We start from the raw sequence: 21,362 nt of genomic DNA on the forward strand, positions 1-21,362 counted from the left end.
GGGACTGCTAATCAAAATCAGAGCCTGTTTGAAAAAAGCTTTCCACAAGATGTGTGTCACAATTTATCGGAAATTTTGTTCGACAGAGGGCGTCGCAGCGGGTTTTTGTATGGACAGAAAGAGCAATATAAAAACAGCCATCTGTGCAAGTTTGTCCAGATGGCTGTCTATCGTAATACTTTCGTTATTTACACACTTCGTCAATATCCACACGGTCGATCATAATATTCAGGATTTCCGTATCGGTATCTTTCATGCCGACTCTTCCGATGTATCCCATACTCTTGATCGTATCCTCGACATCTTCCCGCACGATACCTTCGCCCGGCTGGAAACTTCTGTGATGCTGGCCCATGTAGTGGGCGAGAATAGCAGCGTCAACAGCGGATGCAATTTTCGCCGCACAGGAGGATTTTGCGCCGTCGCAGACAATACCGCCGACGTTTCCAATGGTGTTGACGATCGTCAGACTGACATCTTCATAAGTTCCGCCAGAAAGATAGGTAATGGCGGCACCGGCTCCACAGCCTGCGCTGACGGCGCCGCAGTAAGCGGAAAGACTTCCAATATATTTTTTCTGATGAACCGCAATCAGGTTGCTGACAACGAGTGCGCGGTACAGTTTTTCCTGGGAAACGTTCCATTCTTTTGCAAACTCAATGACAGGAAGGGAAACGGTCATGCCCTGGTTTCCGCTGCCGGAATTGATGACGACCGGAAGAGAGCAGCCGCTCATACGCGCATCGGAGCCTGCCGCTGCACGGGCGCGGGCGCGGATTTTTACGTCATTGCCGTATTCATTCAGCAGCGTGCGGCCAACCTGTGCACCGTATGGATGACGGAGACCTTCATCGGAAATGGCAGAGTTCATGGTGATCTGACGGTCAAGAATTTCTTTGATGTCTTCGATCTTCACAGTATCGGCAAATTCAAGAATATCCTTGACGTTCAGCACACTTTTATCAACGTATTCAGGGGAATCCTCATGAGCCGCAATCTGATAAAGTATCTCACCATCTTTTACGATGCGTGAAATCAGGGTATGACGGTTTACAATCGTTACCTCCGCGCTGTGCTCTCCGGCAATGACTTTTGCAACAATGTAGAGATTCTCTACGCCTTCTTTTAAAGTACAGGTACAGAATCCCTGCTGTACCAGTTCTTTTGTCTTTTCAATATCTGCCTCGGTCACATCTTCAAGTACTTCAAGTTCACGTTCGGCACAGCCTCCGACGACGCCAAGCGTTGCCGCAACATCAATGCCCTTCAGACCGTTGGAATTTGGAACTTTAACACCCTTTACGTTTTTGATGATGTTTCCACTGCAGCAAAGCTCGATCGATTCCGGCATCTGTCCGAGTACTTCGCGTGCTTTTGCTGCCGCATATGCAATGGCAATCGGCTCTGTACAGCCAAGCGCCGGAACAAGCTCGTTTTTTAAAATCTTTACATAACTGTCATATAATTTCTGATCCATGAAAATTCTCCTGTATAGTTTTTTATGCGTTATCAACTGGTAAATCTTGCATTTCTTTCTGATTATACTATTGATATATCACTGATAATATCAGATGTCAAGTAGAGAATTGCAATTTGTGAATTAACATCATGCATTGACGCAGAAAAGAAAAGATGATACGATAAAAACAGTAAAATACTGAAATCGGAGGTAATCATTGGAGAATAGCAAAACTGTAACATTTTCACTTGGTGGAATGATTTTCGAATATGATGAGAAAAAGAATAAAATTAATATAGAAAAACATGGAATTTCATTTAAAAGTGCTGCCCGTGTATTTTTTGATTATGATCGAATAGAATATTATGATGAGGAAAATAGTAATGTTGAAGATCGATATGATATCATAGGTGATTTATCTGCAGGGACAGCGCAAATAGAGCGTAATACAGAGATTATGATCGGAAATATAAAAAGTGATGATGTTTTGTTTGTAGTGTATACGGAAAGAATACGGAAAAATGAAAATGGGGCAGAAATAGATGTGACAAGATTAATCTCCGCAAGATATGCAACCAATTTTGAAAGGGGGCTTTATTATGGTAAATACTAAAGAAATGACAGAAAGCCTGATAAAAGAACTCGCTTTTTCAGAAGAAGAATTAAGGGAACTAAAAGCAGCAAAAGAAAAACCTATTGTATTTGATGAAGATTGTCCGGAAACGACTCCAGAACGGGCGCTAAAATTTCGACGGGTAAATCCGCCGAGGGGAGCAGGCAAAAAAAGAGCATAAAAATTTGTGATCTCCGTAAAACCAGAAAATCCTAGTTTTACGGAGATCTTTTCAGAATAAATTGTATTTTCCTTTAAAGTGTCCTATACTGAAAAGTAGCAAAAATACACACCACCCTTTCATTTGGAGGATTTTTATGCAGAAGATTACGTTTCGAAAATTAGCTGGAGAAAAATATATTTACCCGGAACTGCAGGGACACTTTATCGAGTTTCTTGGCTCCTGTATTTATGATGGAATCTGGGTTGGAGAGGATTCGGAAATTCCGAATTATCATGGAATCCGAAAAGACCTTGTGGATGCATTTCAGAAGCTGCACCCGCCGGTGATCCGCTGGCCGGGCGGATGCTTTGCGGATGTGTATCACTGGCGGAATGGTATTGGCCCGCGGGAGCAGCGGCCGGTTACATACAATGAAAACTTCGGTACTTTCGAGACGGATCCCAATCAGTTCGGTACACACGAGATGATGGAATTCTGCGAGATGATCGGCGCGAAGCCATGGTTTAATATCAATATGATGACCGGCTCTCCATCCGAGATGCGAGAGTGGATGGAGTACTGTAACCGCAAAGAGCCGACGGCACTTTCGCAGGAACGAAAAACAAACGGCCATGAAAAACCGTTCGAGATTGAATACTGGGGTATCGGAAATGAAGTATGGGACGGCGGTGGAAAAATGACGCCGCAGATGTATGCGAACGAATACCGGAAATTCAGTTCCTCCTGTCCGTCGTTTGGAGGCGGCGATCAGGCATTTTCCATGAAATGCATCGCCAGCGGCCCGGATGGAAATAAGCCGAAAGAACGTGCTGCGTGGACAAAAGATTTCTTTAAGGAAATGGGAAAATACCGGATGCCGTCTCTCTATGGCTACGATCTCCATTTTTACAACTGGAATCTGAAGCAGCTTCAGACCGAGAAGAAATTTGATGAGAAACAGTGGTATGATGTGATCAATGGATGCAAAGAGCTGGAAAATGTCATTCACGAGCAGCGCCGCCTGATAGACGCTGGTCTTGAGGCACTTCCGAAACCGGAGGGTCCGTTCCAGGCGGCACCGAGAAAATGTGAACTGATTGTCGGTGAGTGGGGCAACTGGCACAGCAGTGCATTTAATGCGCGCCCGGCGCTGTATCAGCAGTGTACGATGCGCGATGCCGTTACAACCGCACTGACGCTCGACATCTTCCACCGCAATACCGGGGATGTGCGCATGGCATGTGTGGCACAGTCTGTCAATGTCCTGAATTCCCTGTTCCTGACGGATGGTGAGCATTGTATTCTGACACCAAACTACGATGTGTTCGATATGTATCAGGTGCATCAGGGTGCGTATACGCTTGGCTTTGAGGAAAAGAACAAAGATCCTGAGGTCTGCATTTTTGCCTCGATCAAAAATGATGATATCTACGTCAACCTCGTAAATACAAGTTACAGCGAATCAAAGAAAATCGAATTGAAATTCAAACAGTGTCCGGAATTTGTTGAGGCCAAAACACTGTACTCCCAAGATCCGCAGAACTACAACGATGCGAAACATCCGAACCGCGTCCGCTGCAAAGAAGGAAAAGCACCTGCACGGGAAAAAGACTCCTTCCAGATTGCACTGCCGGCGGCTTCGGTCAGTGTTTATCATTTCAGAAAAACAGAAACAGAAAAGTAATACATACAAAACGGGCCGCCCCGGGGAAAAGGATTGTTCCCACAGGGCGGCTCATTTCTATTACAAAAACAATTCAATCACAAACACCACGGCACAGCATGCCACCGAAACCTGAAACAGGCTTGCACCAAACCATGCGGCTGCGATGCCGACGACAAGCGCGAGTGCGCCGGAAACAGGGCTCTGTGTTGCATGGACAATCGCCGGGAAGGTCATGACTGACAGCGTCACGTATGGAACGTAGTACAGAAACGACTGAATAAACTGATTTTTAATCGGCTTCCGAATCAGCGTCAGCGGCAGAATCCGGATTGTGTAGGAAACCAGAGCCATGACAGCGATATAGATATAATTATTGTACATCAGCATTTTCCTCCTCTGTCTTTACCGGGAACAGGATAGCTCCGGCGCAGGAAATCAGAACGGTGAGCAGAATCGTTCTGGTTCCGTCGGAGAGAGTGGAGATGCCCGGGAGATAGCTGCAGATAAAGCTTAAGAAAAAGCTGACGGCAACAAGACCCGCTACCACACGGCTCTTTCTCGCCGGGGGAATGATGATTGCAAGGAACATGCCGTACAGCGCCACGCTTAAGGCACTGACAGCGCGCAGCGGCAGCAGATTTCCGGCAATAATGCCAAGAGCCGTGCCGATCGACCACGCGGGAGCAGCGACGAGAATGGCACCGTATGTATAATATGGATTCAGCCAGCCCGGGCGCGCGATTGTGATGCCAAACAGTTCATCCGTTACATCGTAACCAATGAGAAAACGGTGGAAAAACGGCGTGTCCGGCGAAAAGCGCTGGGCAAGCGCACAGCTCATCAGAAGATACCGCGCATTGGCGATGAGTGTAATGATAGCGACCTGCAGATAGCCTGCGTTGGCAGCAATCAGTGTAAAGGCAGCGTATTCTCCGGCGGAAGCATTGTTGAAAAGACTGGCGAGAAAGCCCTGAAAAGGACTAAGACCTGCCTTACGCGCTGCAATGCCGAGCGAAAACGAGACCGCAAAATAGCCAAGCCCGATCGGAATGCCATCGCGGATTCCGTTGACCAGAACCTGGCGGGAAAATGAATAAGATCTTTGTGAACTCATAAAAAGCTACTTCCTTTTCCTTCGCAGAAGCTAGAGCATGTCTGAAAAAATCATTTCCGTAATCTGAGATTCGCAGCTTACGAAAAGTTTTTTTCAGACATGCTCTGACATCTGGCAAAAATGTTGGGGTCAAGAGATCAAAAATCCTCTTGCAAGCGAGCTTGCACCGGCTTTTTGATCTTTTGCCCTGATATCTGATGAAAATTATAGCAAGTTTCGACAGGTTCGTAAACTCTTATTTTGTTCTTGTTCGTTTCACGCAGCCACTGCTTACGCCTGCGTTTCTAAGTCTGTTGAACTGAATTGTATAAAATTATGTACAAAAACAGAAGATAACGCTTGAAAATAGAAGAAAAATCCATTAATATCTATGTATACAAAAAACATTACCGAAGGTGGTGCCTACGATGAAACTGCGTGCGCTTGCAAAAATAAATCTTGGTCTTGATGTGACCAGAAAAAGAGAGGATGGTTACCATGAAGTCCGCATGGTAATGCAGACGATCCAGATGTACGATCAGCTGGAAATAAAGGAGAGAAAAGAACCTGGCATAAGGCTGACAACCAATCTGCCGTTCCTTCCGTGTAATGACGGAAATCTCGTATACAAAGCGGCAAAGATTCTGATGGATGAATTCGATATCCGTCAGGGTGTCGATATGAACTTGACAAAATTTATCCCGGTAGCGGCCGGCATGGCGGGCGGAAGCTCGGATGCGGCAGCGGCACTGGTAGGAATTAACCGCATGTTTCAGCTTGGTCTGACAAAACGCCAGCTGATGGAGCGGGGTGTGCAGATCGGAGCGGATGTTCCGTACTGTGTGATGCGCGGTACGGCGCTGGCAGAAGGAATCGGCGAAAAGCTGACATCCCTTCCCGGCGTACCGATGTGCTACGTGCTGATCGGAAAACCGGGCATCAATGTTTCGACGAAATTTGTCTATGGAAACCTGCATCTTGATGAGGTGACAGATCATCCTGATATCGACGGCATGGTACAGGCGATCCGGAATCACGATCTGTACGGCATCACGGACCGCATGGGAAATGTGCTGGAATCCGTGACGTGTCCGGCGTATCCGGTGATCGATGAGATCAAGGCACAGATGATGAAAAACGGTGCGGTCAATGCGATGATGAGCGGCAGCGGCCCGACCGTATTCGGCATTTTCGACGATCCGGACAAGGCAGAATTTGCCCGCGCTCAGTTAAAAATAAGCGGACTGTCGAAACAGACATTCCTGACTACAGTATCAAAACCGGGAGGTACAAAGTATGGCAAAAAATGAGTTAGACCTGCAGATGGAGGATTATCAGTACCTTCCGCTCCGCGATGTCGTGTTCCGCACGCTGCGCCAGGCGATTCTGCGCGGGGAGTTAAAGCCGGGTGAACGGCTGATGGAGATCCGGCTGGCAAATCAGCTTGGCGTTTCACGTACGCCGATCCGTGAAGCGATTCGCATGCTGGAATTGGATGGCCTTGTAATCATGGTGCCGCGAAAGGGTGCACAGGTGGCGCAGATCACGGAAAAAGATCTGAACGATGTGCTGGAGGTGCGGCTCGGACTCGAGGAGCTGGCGGTAAAACTGGCGTGTCAGCGGATTACAGAGAGCGAACTGCAGAAGCTTTATCAGGCATCGCGCAGCTTTGAACAAATGCTGGAGACAACAGAGACGGATGATCTGCAGAAGCTTGCAAAGGCAGATGTGGCATTCCATGATGTGATTTATCAGGCGACGAACAACGAGCGCCTGATTCAGCTGCTGAACAATCTGCGGGAGCAAATGTACCGTTACCGGATTGAATATTTAAAGGATGTAAAATCCCGACGTTCCCTGGTCGAGGAGCACGATGCCCTCTATGAACGTATGAAAAATCGGGATCTTGCAGGCGCACAGAAGATGATCCGCGAGCATATCGAGCGACAGCAGGAGAGTATTATGCAGACCGTACATCACCAGAGCATGACGGGTGTAGAAGAAAAATAAAAGCGTATAAAATTTCGAAAAAGGAACATTCTGTTACAGAGTAAAAAAATCGTGACAGAATGTTTTTTTATGAAATTTTGCAGAGTATATTTCTCCAGATGGTTTTTCGGAAGCTTTCAAAAGGAGGAGAAGGAGGGACGCAGGCATGGAAAAAGAGAAGACGCAGATTTCACTCACACTGGCGGAAAATGAAAGCGTGATCCGTACATGGTGTGAAAAATGCGATGATATTCAGATCCGCCCGATGAAACTCGGCAAAACGGGCGGAACCGGTGCGCTGCTGATCTACGTAGAAGTGGCGGTGAGCTGCGTTATGTTGAAGGATTCCGTGATCGGGAAGCTGTTGAACCGTCTGATGGAGGTTCCCGAGGCAGATATCCCGGGGGTTCTCTCGGAAAATCAGCTCGGAATTTCGGACGCAGTGGAATTTGATACCATGGAAGCTGCGTTCGCTTCCATGCTTGCGGGAAATGCAATTCTTTTTGTGGATCATTATGACCGTGCAGTCAAGATCGGATCGAAGGGTTATCCCAATTTAGGAGTGCAAAAAGCGGAGTCCGAAAAAGTGCTGCGCGGCTCAAACGAAGGTTTTTCCGACTCTGTCAAAACCAACACGGCACTCGTCCGCAAGCGTCTGCGGACCATCGATCTGAAAGTGGAGGAGATACATTTTGGTGCGCGTTCTGATACGGTTCTGGCTCTGGTGTATGAGAAAGAGTTGATTTATCCGAAATTTCTGGAAGAGGTAAAACAGCAGATTGCCGGCTGGGAAGTGGACGGCGTTTTTGACAGCGGCATGGTCGAGCAGCTCTGCGAACCGCAGTGGAAATCGCCGTTCCCGCGCTTCGAGACGACCGAACGGCCGGACCGCGCGGCGATGGAGATTCTGGACGGAAGAATCCTGCTTTTATGTGATAATTCCCCGGTCGGGATTCTCTTCCCGGCATCATTTGACAGCTTTTTAAAGGTCAGTGAGGACCGGTATCATCATTTTCTGATCGTCTCATTTGAGCGGCTGCTGCGGTATGCGGCGGTCTTTCTCGCCCTGTGGATTTCGGGCGGATACCTGGCTGTCACGGGCTTTCACACGCAGGTGCTTCCGACCAAACTCCTGCTGGCGTTCGCCGAAGCGCGGAAAGGCGTTCCTTTCCCCGGCATTCTGGAAATTCTTCTGATGGAATTTGCTTTTGAACTGATCCGCGAGGCCGGTGTGCGCATGCCGGGGCCGCTTGGCGGGACGATCGGAATTGTGGGCGGACTGATCATCGGAGATGCAGCGGTTTCCGCCAATCTGGTGAGCCCGATGACCGTCGTTGTGGTTGCGGTTTCGGCGCTCTGTTCGCTGGCGATTCCGAACGAAGAGTTCGGTGCGCCGTTCCGGCTGCTGAAATTCGGCTTCATTTTGCTCGGCGGATGGCTCGGCATTTTCGGCATGGTGCTCGGCACGTTTCTTCTCGCGGGTCATCTCGCCGGGCTTACGAGTTTTGGCATTCCCTATCTGATGCCGTTCGTCGGGAAAGGACTTGCGGGCTACCATGCGCCGAAGGATTCCGTATGGCGGCCGCCGCTGCATCAGATGCGGGAGCGGCCGGTCTTTACAAAGCGCGATCAGAGAGTGCGGCTGCGGAAAAACAGAAAAGCTGCGGAGCCGGAAGAAAAGCAGGAAAGGGGAGAGTGACGCATGTTTTCGGAAAATGACAGAATTTCACAGCGCCAGATGGAACGCCAGATCGTGCTCGTTCTGCTCTGCCCGGCGTTCTGGCAGCTCGCGGCGTACGGCGCATCGGACGGCCTGCCCGGTATGGCAGGGATTTTCGTTGGATATGGGCTGCTGGCGGTGTGGTGCATTTATCTCGTGCGCCTTGGCGGGCTTTACTGCCGCCTGGAAAGCGTGATGGGAAAGGCTGGGAAACTCCTTCTGGCAGTGATGTATCTGTGTTATCTGCTTTTCCTCGGCGGAACACTGCTTCGCAGAATGGCGGAGCTTGCCGCCGCGTATCTGACAGCGGGTGTACCGCAGGAGCTCTGCGGACTGTTTCTGCTCGCGGCGGCCGGGTTTGGTGTCGGCAGTGAAGTACAGAAAAGAGGACGGCTGGCGGAAGCACTCTATCCGTGGATTGTGGGCGGGATTTTGATTCTGCTTCTGCTGACGGTTCCGCAGATGCATTTTTCCTCGTTTGAGGATGCCTGGGAGACAGCAAAGTCTGTTGAAATTGTGGATAACGGAATACTTTTTGGGTGGAATGTGTGGAGAACACTGGAAAATGGAACACCGATTGCGCTGCTGCCGTTTTTACTGGGGCATGTGCAGAAAGAGCACAGGAGTGTCATTCTTCCGGTGACGCAGAGTATCTGGAAAACGGGGCTTCTTGTAATTGCAGGAAGCATGGCGCTGCTCGGCGTTTTCGGCCGGCGCGGCACGGCTGCGGCGCAGGACCCGCTCTTACTGTTAATGGCAGGAACGAGCCTGCCGGGTGGATTTCTGGAGCGGTTTGATATTCTGTGGATGGCATTTCTTTTGATGGGACTGCTGTTCACACTGGGAAGTCTGCTGTTTTACGTATCGCTGATCGGAGAGAAGACGGGACTGTGGAAACCGCAGAATCTCTATGTACGGATCGGTACAGTGCTTTTTATATGGCTGCTGTCATGCGCGGAAAGCGGCTGGTCGGTCCGATACGGTTACTTTCCGTTTTTCCTTGCCATCACGGTGCTGCTCGGCTTCTGCCAGAAGCATATGAAAAAACTGCGGCTTGTGTGTCTGGCGCTGGGCAGTATGATTTTCCTGTCATCCTGCGGGGCAGTAGAGCCGGAAAAGCGGCTGTATCCACTGGCGGTTGCCTTTGATTATGTGTCGGAAGAGGCGACTGCGCCGGAAAACAGTGAAACTGGGGAAGAAACCGGGACGGCGGTCAGTGAGAGCGGCGGAGAAAAGAAGACGGCTGGCGGTAAATGGCGCGTCTGGTATGCGCCTGCGAATCTTGCGGTGGTGACCGGCCAGGGAAAGGATGAGCAGGAGGAGGGAACCGACGAGGACCCCGCATCGCTGTTCTTTGAAGCGGAGACGTTTGAGGAGATTGCGCAGCAATATGACAGCACAGAGGAATATGATCTCGACACCGGACACGTCCAGGCGATTGTATTTTCCGATGCACTGCTCAGTGACCGGGGACGGATGGAAGAACTGTTGAAGTACCTGGAACAGGACCGTGCGCTTGGGCACAGTGCCTATCTGTTTCACGCAGAAAAACCAGAAGATATCATGGAGCAGAACGGAAAACAGGTGGAGTCTGTCGGTGAGTACCTGTGCGGAATTTATGACAACCGGGTGAAAAGAAAAGAGGCGGTGACACTGGCGGACTTGTGCTATGCGTGGGAAAACGAAAGGAGCATTCTGTGGATTCCGAAAGCGCCGTAAAAGGTTTAAAGTGTATGGAATATCGGAGCGGGCAGTGAGTGTCTGTGTATAAAAGTTTTGAAATCCGGCAAAACTGGAAAAAACAGGAGGCAGCATATGAATGAGAAAAAAGTACAGAGCCGGAAACGGAATCAAAATCAGACACAGAAGAAATCCAGGGACAGGCAGGCGCAGCCCCGAAATACATTTGGGAACCAGCATAGAAGTCAATTCCAGGCGGCATTTCAAATTTTCTGCCGCCGCTGGCTCCCCGTCTGCATTGCGGCGCTGATCCTTTCCGGAACCGCCAATCTTCTCCGCGAGTCTCGTCTGCAGCAGGAAGTCGCTGCAAAGATCGTGCGCTTTCACGTAAGAGCCAACAGCGACTGCGCCTCCGACCAGCAGATCAAGCTTCAGGTACGCGATGCCGTTGCCGAAGAACTGCAGACGATCCTGCACGGAGCCGAAACAAAAGCAGAAACCGAAGAAATCCTGCGTGAAAACGAGCCCTCCATCCGTGCCGCCGCCCTTCAGACGCTGCGCGCAGGAGGCAGTACTGACGATATCACCGTAACGTACGGAAAAGCCAGTTTTGAGGAAAAAGAAACGGGCAATTATATTCTCCCCGCCGGAACGTACGACGCTCTTCAGATCAACATCGGCAGAGCCAAAGGGCACAACTGGTGGTGCATGCTGTACCCGTCCATCTGCTTTTCGGATGCCCTGCGCCCCGTAAACGAGGACGGCGAAAGTGCAGAAAAAGTCGAAAAAAGCCGGATTCCGCTGCAGAATCTGTTGAGTGACGCCGCCTACCGCGAAATCCTGAAAAGTGACCGGATTTCGTTCCGGTTTTTCTGGCGTTAGGCGGATTTTTCGAAAGACTTTCAAGAGAAATGATTGCAATATTCCTCCATTCGGGTTAAAATAATGTATCAGCGACCTATTTTAACCAGGGTCGTGAAATGAAAAAAGAAATGTAAAAATTCAGATATATTAAATATAGAAATGAACCCCATTCGGCATGACAAAAAAGTAATGCCGGATGAAAAATGGAGGAAAGTATGAAAGCAGACAGACAGGCGCCGATCGGCGTCTTTGATTCCGGTGTCGGCGGACTGACCGTAGTGCGTGAGATTATGCGAAACCTGCCCGACGAACGAATCGTATATTTTGGAGATACCGCGCGTGTGCCGTACGGTTCCAAATCGAAAAATACCGTCATCCGTTATTCCCGCCAGATCGTACACTTTCTGGAAACCCAGCAGGTCAAGGCAATCGTCATCGCCTGCAACACCGCAAGTGCGCTGGCACTCGATACGATCGAAAAAGAGATTGATCTCCCGATCATCGGCGTGGTAAAACCGGGCGCACAGATGGCCGTCGAGACGACGCAGAACAAGCGCGTCGGCGTCATCGCAACCGAGAGCACTATTCAGAGCGGCCTCTACCAGCAGCTTATTACCGAGGCAGATCCGGCGATCACCGTTTACGGAAAACCGTGTCCGCTGTTCGTGCCGCTCGTGGAAGAGGGCTGGACAAAAGATCCGATCACCGAGGAAGTGGCGCGCCGCTATCTGGCAGAGATTCTGGATAAAGACATCGACACGCTGATTATGGGATGCACCCACTATCCGTTGCTGCGTTCTCTGCTGCGGAAAGTAGTCGGAGAAAAAGTAACACTCGTCAACCCGGCATACGAAACCTCACAGGCACTGCGCAGACTGCTGCGGGAGCTGGATCTGGAGAATCCGGGAAACGATGAGCTGGGCCGTCAGAAATACCAGTTCTTCGCAAGCGACGGCGTGGAGCGGTTCAATGCCTTCGCACATTCCGTTCTGCCGGAGCAGATCAGCGATACGAAACAGGTACAGATTGAAAACTATTAAAAACGACATACAGAAAAGAGAGAGGAACATCAGAAAAGGATGGAAAAAGACGTACTCATCAGCATCCGCGGACTGCAGTATCTGATGGATGAGGAATCCGGCGAACAAGAACCGGTGGAGGTTATGACGACGGGTTCGTACTACAAGAAAAATGGCCATCACTTTCTGATCTACGACGAGGCAACCGAAGGCTTTGACATGATGACGCACAACATGATCAAATTTACGGAAAACGCCCTCGAGGTGCGCAAGCGCGGCCTCATTGATGTCCATATGATTTTTGAGGAGGATAAAAAGAACATTTCGTTTTATCATACGCCATATGGCATAATCAACATGGGAGTTGCGGCGACGAAGGTCAGAATGAAAGAGACGCCGGATCAGATTTTACTGAAGGCAGAATACGCGCTCGACATCAACGACAGCTACGTGGGGGACTGCGTAATCGATATCGAGGTAAGACCGCGGGAAGGTGGAAAACTGAATTTATAAAAAAATACCCGGGAAGAATGAAAATTATTCAACTCGGGTATTTTCGCGAGCAACGAGCCAAAGTCCTGGCTTGCACGAGACCTTGGCGACTGCCGCGAAAGCAAAAAGAAACACGCAAAGCGTGTTTCTTTTTGCTTCAGATGAAATTTTATTTTTCCTCGCCGCGTGCCTTGCGGAGCATTTTCTGCCAGAAGCCGTTTTTCTTTGCCGGCTGCTCTAAAGAACCGCGGATGCCGCGAACTCCGGTGATATAGATACCGCTTACGGTAGCCTTGACTTCTTTTTTTACCGGGATCTGATCGAAGATAGCAGCGTCGCAGATCAGGGTCATGATTCTCGGACCGACTTTTGCTTTGACGATCGGCAGTTTTGCACGACGCATCATTTTCGGTGTCTGGTCGATGACCATCTGTGGAAGTCCGGAATCTTTCATGCGAAGCTTTTTCTTATCTATGATCAACATGGAGACAGTCTGTTTCATGGCCTCCATTTGTTCCTGCTGTGCGGCCTGTTTTGTCTGTGCTTTTTTACCGAAGTAATACAGCAGACCAAGGATGACAGCGATGACAGCTAATACGATTAATACGATAATCCAGGGTTTCATCCCTCTATTCCTCCTCTGCAAAAAATAATGTGGGCATCGGAACATACAATGCCAGTCTATGAACATTCTAACATTGATTTCGGCAAAACGCAAACACATTTTAGCGCAATCCAGGCGATTTTACGGTCGAAAATCATAAGAATTTCTAAAATCGGAGCCCCAGCCTTTTTTTTACCAGACAAGTATGGTAAAATGAGATTTACAACGCGCCGGGAACGGCGTAGTATGGAGGAAAATTCAAGAATGAAAAGAAAAGCAGCAGTCATGCTTCTGCTCATGACACTGGGAGCAGCCAGTGTGAGCGGATGTGGAAAAAACAATACAACAAGCAGCAGTTCCGTATCAAGCGCAAGCAGCACAAGCGCTTCCTCAGCATCCGATGCGTCGAGCGCAGGCAGCACATCGTCCGACAGCACAGCTTCTGAGGAATACGCTTCCCCGAGTGATGTAGACGGGATTCCGGTTGTCGATGAGGAAGTTGATCCGGCAGAGTGTGTAACGCTTGGAGATTACAAAAAGCTCACACTGGAAAAGAAAGTAGAGCAGGTAACGGATGATGACGTACAGACGGCCATTATGGCAGAGACAGCTGTCACCATGGACGATCCGGATGCCACCGTACAAAAAGGCGACACCGCCGATATTGCCTATGTTGGCAAAGTTGATGGCAAGGAGTTTGACGGCGGAAGCAGCGATTCCTACAATCTGGTGATCGGATCCGGTACCTTCATCGATGGATTTGAGGATGGTGTCATTGGAATGAAAACAGGGGAGACAAAGGATCTGAACCTGAAATTCCCTGACAGCTATCAGAGTACCGATCTGGCAGGAAAAGATGTTGTGTTTACCGTTACGGTAAATGCGTTTACCCGCCCGGCAGAAAACATTGACGGATGGGAGCTCGATGATGCATGGGTAGCAAAAAATACAGATTACAGTACTGTGGAGGAATACCGTGCCGGAAAACGCGCAGAGCTGGAGGCTGCAAATGAGACGACAGCGGAAAATAATCTGCAGAATGACGCGATGCAGCAGATGGCAGACGGCTGTACGTTTCACAAAATTCCGAAATCCTATATCACCCTTGGCGAAGAGGATTACGATAAACGGTATACCACTTATCTTCAGAATTACGGCATTTCCCTGGACGACTATCTGGAGCAGTATGCGGACAGAGCAACCTACAATCAGGAGAAAGCAACGTATGCAGGAACGATGGCAAAAAGTGCCCTTCTTCTGGATGCTGTAAAAGAGGCAGAAGGCTGGACTACAGATGACCAGGATTACCAGCAGATCTTAAACGACGAGGCAGCCAATGCCAATATGTCGCAGGAAGATTTCCTGAAAGCAGCCAATGACTATTACGGGGAAGATACGGTAGTGCGCAATATCATGATGGAGCGCATGATCAATATGGTTCTCGATAATGCAACGGTCAATACTGTGACTGTGGATGCAGACGGAAATACAGTAGAATAAAAAGAGAAATCACCCCGGAAAACAGGATAAAAATTTCTGTTTTCCGGGGTGATTTAACCGAATCAAGTAAGTCCCCTGCTTCCATTGCGAAAAGCAATAAGCAGTGGGTGGGGACTTGCTTGTATCAGGAGGAGTGCAAGCTCCTTCTGATAAACTGCGGAGCAGTTATTCAGTTATGAGCAAGTAGCGAAGCGGATTGCGAATATCCGCTTCGCATGTGGGAAACGAATTGTGTTCGTTACGCCATGATTTTGCGGAACAGATCCTTCAGATCTTCTACGCTTGCATCCTTCGGATTGCCCGGTGCGCAGGCATCTGCGTGTGCGGAATCTGCAAGGAACTGCAGATCTTCTTCTTTGACTGCCTCGAGAACAGACGGGATTCCAACGTCTGCGGACAGCTTCTTAACAGCATCAATCGCTGCTTTTCTGTACTCTTCCTGAGACATTTCGTCTACACCTGCAACGCCCATGGCACGTGCGATTTCACGGTATTTCTCACCGGTGCACTCCTGGTTGTATTCCATAACGATCGGAAGCATCATGGCACATGCAACACCGTGTGGGGTATCATAAACAGCACCAAGGGTGTGTGCCATGGAGTGAGCGATTCCAAGACCTACGTTCGAGAAGCCCATACCTGCGATGTACTGGCCAAGAGCCATTCCTTCGCGTCCCTCTTTGGTGTTTGCGACAGCACCGCGCAGAGATTTGGAGATGAGTTCGATGGCTTTCAGATGGAACATGTCAGTCATTTCCCATGCAGCTTTTGTGGTGTAGCCTTCGATTGCGTGAGTCAGAGCGTCCATACCGGTGGAAGCGGTCAGGCCTTTCGGCATGGAGGACATCATATCCGGGTCAACAACTGCGATGATTGGCATATCGTGCGGGTCAACGCATACGAATTTACGTTTTCTTTCAACGTCTGTGATAACGTAGTTGATGGTAACCTCTGCAGCAGTACCGGCTGTGGTCGGAACAGCGATGATCGGTACGCATGGATTTTTGGTCGGTGCAGTGCCTTCAAGGCTTCTGACATCCTCAAACTCCGGGTTTGCGATGATGATACCGATGGCTTTGGAGGTATCCATAGAAGAACCGCCGCCGATGGCGATCAGATAGTCAGCGCCGGATGCCTTGAAAGCTTCTACGCCGTGTTTTACGTTTTCGATGGTCGGGTTTGGCTTGATATCGCTGTAAAGCTCATAGTCGAGTCCGTTTGCGGTCAGAATATCGGTTACTTTGGAAGTAACGTTGAATTTAATCAGATCCGGGTCAGAGCATACGAAAGCTTTCTTGAAGCCGTGTGCCTTTGCTTCATTTGCGATCTCGGCAATAGCGCCTGCTCCGTGATAAGAGGTTGCATTTAAATTAATACGATTTGCCATGATTGAAAAACTCCCTTCTAAAATGAATAAATGGTTTTACTGAACTTGTTATTATATTAACAAATCCGGAAGGGAAAAAGAAAGTGACAGAAGAAGCGAAGTGTAACACTTTAAAAAAAATCGCCATTGTGACAAAAACAACAGAACAAAATTTGTGAAAAATAACCAGAGCGTGTCTGAAAAACCATTTCCGCAATCTGCAAGCCCCACTTTGACACGCGCTCTAAGAGAGCAGCTGCAGATTCCGGAACAGTTTTTTTAAGTCTTCCGGCATTGCCCGGACGAGAAGAGCGGCAAACTCGGAAGGTGTCAGATCCATGCCGGTAAGCACCCATTTTACGGTCATGGTGATGGAACCCTGACAGTACATTTCGAGAAGAAAATGCATTTCCGGTGAAACCGGACTGCCGCTTTTTTCGTGAATCAGATTTTCGTAGAACGCGAGAATCAGATCGAAATCGTGCTCACGCAGAGAATTCTGTTTGTCGTAGCGGAAGGCCGCGGCGAAAAAAGCTTTTTCTTTCTGAATATAGGTAAATTTCTTTTCCAGACTGTCAAAAACGGTCGTTCCGCGGCCCATATGTTCGAAGGATTTTGTCAGTAATTTATCAAAGTACCAGTTGATCAGATCGTATTTGTCGAGAAAATTACGATAGAAGGTCTGGCGGGTAACACCACAGATTTCACAGATCTGGCGCACGGTGATCTCTTCGACAGGGGTTGATTTCATGCACTCCTTCATGGATTCGGCAAGACGGTATTTTGTTCTTTCTCCTTTGGGAGCAGATACGGTGGAATGGATCATCCGGGCAGTTTCCTTTCGCTTCGAAAATTGTAACTATGCAGAGTTATGCATATATTATAACGCGAATCCGAAAAAATAAAAAGCCCTGAACATGTTCCGAAGATAAGATACAGGAACATATTCAGGACGATTTTGCTTATTTTCTTTTGTTTACGGCCTGTCCGACACAGTAGCATACAGCGGCAACAACCATACCGTTGATGGAAGCGATGCCCCAGTGTAAGAGGTTCGCAACAATGGCACCGAGAATGACACCGGCAACCGCAAACCAGTCTACGGTTTTAAGCTTCGGCTGATCGGCTTCAAAGTCCTCTTTGTTCATGAAGTAGGCGAGCACCAGAATCATGCCGACCGGCGGCAGGGTACAGTTCAGAATGTTGAGCCAGCCGCAGAAGTTGTAGTACAGCCATACGGAGGCAACCGTTCCGATGATACCGGAAAGGAGAACCATCGGTTTTTTCCTCTGATGGAAGATGTTGGCAAGACCAAGACCTGCGGTGTACAGAGCGTTGTCATTTGTAGTCCAGATATTAAGACCGAGAACGAGAACAGCCAGGTAGAACAGGTTCAGGCGGACCATAACCTCGAAGATATCGTTTCCGCCGACAAAGATCAAGGAAACGGCACCGAAGAAGAACATCAGGGAGTTTCCGATGAAGAAGGCCACAACCGTGGTGATGGCACCCGCTTTTCCGTCCTTTGCAAAACGTGCGAAGTTCGGGGTTGCGGTTCCGCCGGAAACGAAGGAGCCGATGACAAGACCGGCACCGCCGATGATAGTCAGAGATCCGCTGGATTTGGCAAACTGATCGATGATCGTTCCGTCGCCTCTCATTACGGCCATGACCATGGCGATCGTTCCGAGAATGGCAACACTTGGTACAGCGATATAGCTGACGATGGTCAGAGATTCAATACCAAAATAGGCAGAGGCGGTCATGCAGACGCCGGCAAGAATAACAAGTCCCCACTGTGCCGCAGTGCTTCCGCCAAGCAGCTCCTTGGAAACCGGAATTGCAAACATGGCAAGACCGACACCAAACCATCCGATCTGCGTAAAGCTGGTCATGGCTGACGGCAGATAGGAACCTTTTTCGCCAAAGGCTCTCTGGGACAAAAGATCAAGTGACAGACCGGTTTTTGCACCGACGTAGCCGAGCAGACCGGTATAAATACCAAGAATGATTCCACCAAGGATCAGTGATCCCAAAAAGCCCCAGAAATCGAGGCCGTCAGCGAGCTGCTGGCCGACCCACATGCTTGCCGAGAAGAAGGTGAAGCCAAGCATGATCATAAACATGGTTACTACATTTTTCCGGGCAGAAGACGGAACCGCGCTGTCCGCGAAGTCAACATCTTTTACTTTCTTTTCTTTTTCCATAATATCTCCTGAAAACTGTGATTACGGTTCGCCGAAATTCAGCGAACCGTAAGAAATGGTTTTTTGTTACAGCATGTATTTGCGAAGTGCTGCGGTAAACTCTTCAATTCGTTCAGCCGCAATTTCTTTCAGGGTAGCATCGCCAAGGCTTGCAATATAGCCTTTTTCCTGGCGGTACAGCCATTTGGTCACACGTTCATCGATTTCTTCGTAGTGATTGATGTGAATCCACTCTTCGTAGGATGCGCCAAGCGGGCAGCCGAGCTTCTCCTCGAGCAGTCTGGTGAAGTCGATCCGGTCGGCCTTCTCCAGCATTTTATTCCAGAAATCGAGAACCTCCTCGACATGCTCATGGATTTCATAGCGTCTTGCACCGCCATCGTAGATGATGCATTTTTCAAACAGCGGATCGCGCATGGAAAGCGTTTCTCTTCGGAACTCCGGTGCAATGATACCGTCTTTCCAGTAGAAATCGACATCCGGCAGATTGATTCCGGATACGCCCTTGTCCTGATAGGTGCTGAAGATTCCTTCGTAATATACGGTGATAAAGCCTTCAAACTCCGGCCAGAACTCGCGGATTTCTTTTGTGAGACGTTCCAGGATTTTGATTCCGGTTGTGCCGCCGATCGTAAAGATGATAATGTTGCGAAGGGAAGCACCGTGCTCACGGTAGAAATCGGTTACGTAGCGCAGGCAGTGGATCAGCGTCTCACCCGTTGCGATGATATCGCCGATCAGAAGTGTGCTTCCCGGAACCATCGTCAGCTTGCTGTATTTGATTTCCAGCCCTGCGATTTCTTCCTCTTTAAAGACGCGCTCACTTGACAGAAAACTGATGTCATGTACACGAATGTGCTCACGGTAGCAGCTTTCCTCCAGCGGATAATTCAAAGCGCCGCGCAGGATGGAAAGGATGTTGGCTGCGGTTACCTTTCCCTGCTCTTTAAAATAATAAAGCATCTGTGAAGTAGACGGAATCAGGCAGTGATAAACCTCATATCCGACAACCTCCGGTGTGTTCAGAAGCTTTCTTGTCTCTGCTTCGGAAACGACATAGTATTCGTTCTCATAATCGCCGCCTGCGAGGCGGTAGCAGTCCACGCCCTGTTCCGAAAACTCCGGCACCAGTTTTACTTCATTCCATTTTTCCATTCAAAAGTTCCTCCCGGTTTTCCCTCTTTGGTAAACATGTTATAAACTTTTAACAGTGTAAGGAGTAGCAACCTGATTGTCAAGGGAAAAGGCGAATTTACATGATTTTCTTACAGAAGAAGGGAATGCGCCGCGAGAAAAGAAATTTTACCGGGTTTTGCCTTCTCCGCAAAAGTATTCCTTTGTAAGCTCCACAACCTTGCCCGAAAGCAGGAAGAGCGCAATCAGGTTCGGGATTGCCATGAGGCCGTTGAAGGTCTCGGCAATGCTCCACATCAGGCCGAGGTTTGCAGTGGCGCCAAGGATGGCAACCAGCGCATAGGCGGCCATAAAATATTTTGTGATTCTTTCGGAGAATAAAAACTCGATGCAGCGTGCACCGTAAAGTCCCCATCCGAGAATCGTGGAAAAGGCGAAGCAGCACATCGCGAACGCGGTGAGCAGCGAAACCCAGTTTCCGTATGTAAGGGTAAAACCGCTGATGGTCAGCTCTGCGCCGGCAGCCTGTCCGTAGGTGATGGAAGTACCGCTGCAGAGAATAACAAGTGCAGTTAAGGTACAAATCACGATCGTATCAGTAAATACCTCAAAGATACCGAACATACCCTGTTTGACTGGTTTTTTTGTGTCGGCACAGGCATGCGCGATCGAACCGGTACCAAGACCTGCCTCGTTTGAGAAAATACCGCGGGACACACCTTTTTTCACACTCATGAGCATGCTTCCGACGATACCGCCTGTAACAGCAGAGGGACGGAAGGCGCCCTCAAGGATCGATACGAAAACAGACGGAATCCGGTTGAGATTCAGCAAAATTACACCGATGGCAAGGACAATATAAAACAGAGCCATAAACGGAACGAGCTTTTCTGTTACCTGTGCGATCCGTTTGACACCGCCGAGCAGGATCAGCGCTACGAGTGCCGCAATAATGATACCCTGAATCAGGTTGGAGGTCGGGATCGCGTCTTTTGAGATCACATGGTAATTCATCAGTGCGGAGTTGACTGCGGTTGTGATGGTGTTGACCTGCGTTGCATTTCCGGTTCCGAACACAGTCAGTACACCGAAAGCAGCGAAAAGATAGGCCAGAAAATGCCATTTTTTGCTGAGACCGTTTTTGATGTAATACATCGGTCCGCCGACGAGTTCCCCGTTGGCGTTTTTCTCGTGATAGAAAACAGCCAGTGTTACCTCGGCAAATTTCGTACACATGCCGAGCAGGGCGGAAACCCACATCCAGAACACGGCACCGGGTCCGCCGATAGCGATAGCGCCGGCAACACCGGCAATATTACCGGTACCGACCGTGGCGGCAAGTGCTGTACAGACCGCCTGGAACGGTGTAATTGCGCCATCGGAAGCATCTCGTTTGCGGAACATTCTTCCGAGCGTTGTGCGGATCGCATACGGGAATTTTCGAATCTGGAGAAAACGGGTGCGCAGACTCAGGTAAAGGCCGACACCGAAAATGCAGATCATAGCCGGAACACCCCAGATAAAATTGTTCACGGCATTGTTGATGGTTTCAATCAGTTGGAGCATAGATACCTCTTTCTTTTTCATAAGCAGAAGCACTTTCTTGGAAGATCAGTGCTTTCATAAAGTAACACAATGCAAAAAGTATATCATCTCAGACGAGATTTGCAAGTTTTTTTCGAGAAAAAACGCGGACCCCCAATTTTTTGCGATTCCGGAAAGATATATTTTCTCTAGCCTTATGGGTTTACCATGAGCCAGGCGGTTTTTTACGTTTTCTTCCAGTTTTTGTG

Annotated in this window: 22 protein-coding genes; 11 read left to right on the forward strand and 11 right to left on the reverse strand. The window is 49.0% G+C overall.

Annotation, left to right across the window (positions count from 1 at the left end; all coding sequences use genetic code 11):
- Window positions 1–7 precede the first annotated feature (7 nt).
- Window positions 8–127, reverse strand: coding sequence for a DUF6783 domain-containing protein (locus tag DXD02_RS16365; RefSeq protein ID WP_368250375.1), 120 nt, complete (start codon window positions 125–127; stop codon window positions 8–10).
- Between the two features lie 57 nt (window positions 128–184).
- Window positions 185–1,477, reverse strand: coding sequence for an L-cysteine desulfidase family protein (locus tag DXD02_RS07370; RefSeq protein WP_055226223.1), 1,293 nt, complete (start codon window positions 1,475–1,477; stop codon window positions 185–187).
- A gap of 199 nt (window positions 1,478–1,676) precedes the next feature.
- On the opposite strand from DXD02_RS07370, the gene DXD02_RS07375 reads away from it, so the two are divergent.
- The 3 genes from DXD02_RS07375 to DXD02_RS07385 all read left to right on the forward strand — a co-directional run bounded on the left by DXD02_RS07375 (window position 1,677) and on the right by DXD02_RS07385 (window position 3,919).
- On the forward strand, window positions 1,677–2,072 hold the full coding sequence (locus tag DXD02_RS07375) for a BrnT family toxin (RefSeq protein WP_330377069.1): 396 nt from the start codon (window positions 1,677–1,679) through the stop codon (window positions 2,070–2,072).
- Complete coding sequence (locus DXD02_RS07380) at window positions 2,059–2,253, forward strand: hypothetical protein (protein ID WP_055226225.1); 195 nt, start codon at window positions 2,059–2,061, stop codon at window positions 2,251–2,253. The genes DXD02_RS07375 and DXD02_RS07380 overlap by 14 nt, the downstream gene beginning before the upstream one ends.
- 136 nt (window positions 2,254–2,389) lie before the next feature.
- A complete protein-coding gene (locus DXD02_RS07385; protein WP_118666641.1) occupies window positions 2,390–3,919 on the forward strand; it encodes an alpha-N-arabinofuranosidase in 1,530 nt (509 codons plus the stop codon).
- Between the two features lie 60 nt (window positions 3,920–3,979).
- Here the strand turns inward: DXD02_RS07385 and DXD02_RS07390 are convergent, their stop codons facing one another.
- Window positions 3,980–4,282 (reverse strand): AzlD domain-containing protein, encoded by a 303-nt coding sequence (locus tag DXD02_RS07390; RefSeq protein WP_330410127.1) that lies wholly within the window; start codon window positions 4,280–4,282, stop codon window positions 3,980–3,982.
- The gene (locus DXD02_RS07395) at window positions 4,272–5,015 is read right to left on the reverse strand and encodes an AzlC family ABC transporter permease (protein ID WP_022462149.1); all 744 of its coding nucleotides are present in this window, start codon (window positions 5,013–5,015) and stop codon (window positions 4,272–4,274) included. Before DXD02_RS07395 ends, DXD02_RS07390 begins: the two co-directional genes overlap by 11 nt.
- A gap of 407 nt (window positions 5,016–5,422) precedes the next feature.
- Here DXD02_RS07395 and ispE point away from each other — a divergent pair, with 407 nt between their 5' ends.
- The 7 genes from ispE (at window position 5,423) to DXD02_RS07430 (ending at window position 12,779) form a co-directional block, all read left to right on the forward strand.
- Window positions 5,423–6,304, forward strand: coding sequence for a 4-(cytidine 5'-diphospho)-2-C-methyl-D-erythritol kinase (ispE, locus tag DXD02_RS07400; protein ID WP_118666642.1), 882 nt, complete (start codon window positions 5,423–5,425; stop codon window positions 6,302–6,304).
- Window positions 6,291–7,004: a GntR family transcriptional regulator gene (locus tag DXD02_RS07405; RefSeq protein WP_243033842.1), complete on the forward strand. Its 714-nt coding sequence runs from the start codon at window positions 6,291–6,293 to the stop codon at window positions 7,002–7,004. Before ispE ends, DXD02_RS07405 begins: the two co-directional genes overlap by 14 nt.
- Before the next feature lie 145 nt (window positions 7,005–7,149).
- Entirely contained in the window at window positions 7,150–8,682 is a 1,533-nt protein-coding gene (locus tag DXD02_RS07410; RefSeq protein WP_118666643.1) for a spore germination protein, read from the forward strand.
- A gap of 3 nt (window positions 8,683–8,685) precedes the next feature.
- Window positions 8,686–10,422, forward strand: a complete 1,737-nt coding sequence (locus DXD02_RS07415) for a GerAB/ArcD/ProY family transporter (protein WP_117801839.1) — start codon at window positions 8,686–8,688, stop codon at window positions 10,420–10,422.
- Between the two features lie 96 nt (window positions 10,423–10,518).
- Window positions 10,519–11,265, forward strand: a complete 747-nt coding sequence (gene spoIIR, locus DXD02_RS07420; protein ID WP_117510034.1) for a stage II sporulation protein R — start codon at window positions 10,519–10,521, stop codon at window positions 11,263–11,265.
- Between the two features lie 197 nt (window positions 11,266–11,462).
- Window positions 11,463–12,287, forward strand: a complete 825-nt coding sequence (gene murI, locus DXD02_RS07425) for a glutamate racemase (protein ID WP_055221779.1) — start codon at window positions 11,463–11,465, stop codon at window positions 12,285–12,287.
- Window positions 12,288–12,326: 39 nt separating this feature from the next.
- Window positions 12,327–12,779: a DUF1934 domain-containing protein gene (locus DXD02_RS07430; protein ID WP_117801840.1), complete on the forward strand. Its 453-nt coding sequence runs from the start codon at window positions 12,327–12,329 to the stop codon at window positions 12,777–12,779.
- A gap of 148 nt (window positions 12,780–12,927) precedes the next feature.
- Here the strand turns inward: DXD02_RS07430 and DXD02_RS07435 are convergent, their stop codons facing one another.
- Window positions 12,928–13,383 (reverse strand): hypothetical protein, encoded by a 456-nt coding sequence (locus DXD02_RS07435; RefSeq protein WP_117510035.1) that lies wholly within the window; start codon window positions 13,381–13,383, stop codon window positions 12,928–12,930.
- 243 nt (window positions 13,384–13,626) lie between these two features.
- On the opposite strand from DXD02_RS07435, the gene tig reads away from it, so the two are divergent.
- The gene (tig, locus tag DXD02_RS07440; RefSeq protein ID WP_158568342.1) at window positions 13,627–14,862 is read left to right on the forward strand and encodes a trigger factor; all 1,236 of its coding nucleotides are present in this window, start codon (window positions 13,627–13,629) and stop codon (window positions 14,860–14,862) included.
- A 238-nt stretch (window positions 14,863–15,100) separates the two neighbouring features.
- On the opposite strand, the gene fucO is transcribed toward tig, so the two are convergent.
- The 6 genes from fucO to DXD02_RS07465 all read right to left on the reverse strand — a co-directional run bounded on the left by fucO (window position 15,101) and on the right by DXD02_RS07465 (window position 21,135).
- The gene (gene fucO, locus DXD02_RS07445) at window positions 15,101–16,249 is read right to left on the reverse strand and encodes a lactaldehyde reductase (protein WP_022462806.1); all 1,149 of its coding nucleotides are present in this window, start codon (window positions 16,247–16,249) and stop codon (window positions 15,101–15,103) included.
- Between the two features lie 110 nt (window positions 16,250–16,359).
- Window positions 16,360–16,467 carry a DUF6783 domain-containing protein gene (locus DXD02_RS16370; protein ID WP_368249169.1) on the reverse strand — a complete coding sequence of 36 codons (108 nt, stop codon included), beginning with the start codon at window positions 16,465–16,467 and terminating at the stop codon, window positions 16,360–16,362.
- 5 nt (window positions 16,468–16,472) lie between these two features.
- A complete protein-coding gene (locus tag DXD02_RS07450) occupies window positions 16,473–17,054 on the reverse strand; it encodes a TetR/AcrR family transcriptional regulator C-terminal domain-containing protein (protein ID WP_118666644.1) in 582 nt (193 codons plus the stop codon).
- 136 nt (window positions 17,055–17,190) lie between these two features.
- Window positions 17,191–18,435, reverse strand: a complete 1,245-nt coding sequence (gene codB / locus DXD02_RS07455; RefSeq protein WP_118666645.1) for a cytosine permease — start codon at window positions 18,433–18,435, stop codon at window positions 17,191–17,193.
- A 66-nt stretch (window positions 18,436–18,501) separates the two neighbouring features.
- Complete coding sequence (locus tag DXD02_RS07460) at window positions 18,502–19,590, reverse strand: phosphoribosyltransferase (protein ID WP_118666646.1); 1,089 nt, start codon at window positions 19,588–19,590, stop codon at window positions 18,502–18,504.
- A 147-nt stretch (window positions 19,591–19,737) separates the two neighbouring features.
- Window positions 19,738–21,135: an alanine/glycine:cation symporter family protein gene (locus tag DXD02_RS07465; RefSeq protein ID WP_118666687.1), complete on the reverse strand. Its 1,398-nt coding sequence runs from the start codon at window positions 21,133–21,135 to the stop codon at window positions 19,738–19,740.
- Window positions 21,136–21,362: the final 227 nt, after the last annotated feature.

Origin of the sequence: Blautia sp. TF10-30 (assembly GCF_003481245.1) — a bacterium.
In the GTDB taxonomy this organism is placed as follows: domain Bacteria; phylum Bacillota; class Clostridia; order Lachnospirales; family Lachnospiraceae; genus Fusicatenibacter; species Fusicatenibacter saccharivorans.

Bases quoted from the DNA above. Each gene is read 5' to 3' on its own strand.
- DXD02_RS07370 (WP_055226223.1), bottom strand. From the start codon at position 1,477: ATGGATCAGAAATTATATGACAGTTATGTAAAGATTTTAAAAAACGAG.
- DXD02_RS07380 (WP_055226225.1), top strand. From the start codon at position 2,059: ATGGTAAATACTAAAGAAATGACAGAAAGCCTGATAAAAGAACTCGCT.
- DXD02_RS07385 (WP_118666641.1), top strand. From the start codon at position 2,390: ATGCAGAAGATTACGTTTCGAAAATTAGCTGGAGAAAAATATATTTAC.
- DXD02_RS07390 (WP_330410127.1), bottom strand. From the start codon at position 4,282: ATGTACAATAATTATATCTATATCGCTGTCATGGCTCTGGTTTCCTAC.
- DXD02_RS07395 (WP_022462149.1), bottom strand. From the start codon at position 5,015: ATGAGTTCACAAAGATCTTATTCATTTTCCCGCCAGGTTCTGGTCAAC.
- ispE (WP_118666642.1), top strand. From the start codon at position 5,423: ATGAAACTGCGTGCGCTTGCAAAAATAAATCTTGGTCTTGATGTGACC.
- DXD02_RS07405 (WP_243033842.1), top strand. From the start codon at position 6,291: ATGGCAAAAAATGAGTTAGACCTGCAGATGGAGGATTATCAGTACCTT.
- DXD02_RS07410 (WP_118666643.1), top strand. From the start codon at position 7,150: ATGGAAAAAGAGAAGACGCAGATTTCACTCACACTGGCGGAAAATGAA.
- DXD02_RS07415 (WP_117801839.1), top strand. From the start codon at position 8,686: ATGTTTTCGGAAAATGACAGAATTTCACAGCGCCAGATGGAACGCCAG.
- spoIIR (WP_117510034.1), top strand. From the start codon at position 10,519: ATGAATGAGAAAAAAGTACAGAGCCGGAAACGGAATCAAAATCAGACA.
- murI (WP_055221779.1), top strand. From the start codon at position 11,463: ATGAAAGCAGACAGACAGGCGCCGATCGGCGTCTTTGATTCCGGTGTC.
- DXD02_RS07430 (WP_117801840.1), top strand. From the start codon at position 12,327: ATGGAAAAAGACGTACTCATCAGCATCCGCGGACTGCAGTATCTGATG.
- DXD02_RS07435 (WP_117510035.1), bottom strand. From the start codon at position 13,383: ATGAAACCCTGGATTATCGTATTAATCGTATTAGCTGTCATCGCTGTC.
- tig (WP_158568342.1), top strand. From the start codon at position 13,627: ATGAAAAGAAAAGCAGCAGTCATGCTTCTGCTCATGACACTGGGAGCA.
- fucO (WP_022462806.1), bottom strand. From the start codon at position 16,249: ATGGCAAATCGTATTAATTTAAATGCAACCTCTTATCACGGAGCAGGC.
- DXD02_RS07450 (WP_118666644.1), bottom strand. From the start codon at position 17,054: ATGATCCATTCCACCGTATCTGCTCCCAAAGGAGAAAGAACAAAATAC.
- codB (WP_118666645.1), bottom strand. From the start codon at position 18,435: ATGGAAAAAGAAAAGAAAGTAAAAGATGTTGACTTCGCGGACAGCGCG.
- DXD02_RS07460 (WP_118666646.1), bottom strand. From the start codon at position 19,590: ATGGAAAAATGGAATGAAGTAAAACTGGTGCCGGAGTTTTCGGAACAG.
- DXD02_RS07465 (WP_118666687.1), bottom strand. From the start codon at position 21,135: ATGCTCCAACTGATTGAAACCATCAACAATGCCGTGAACAATTTTATC.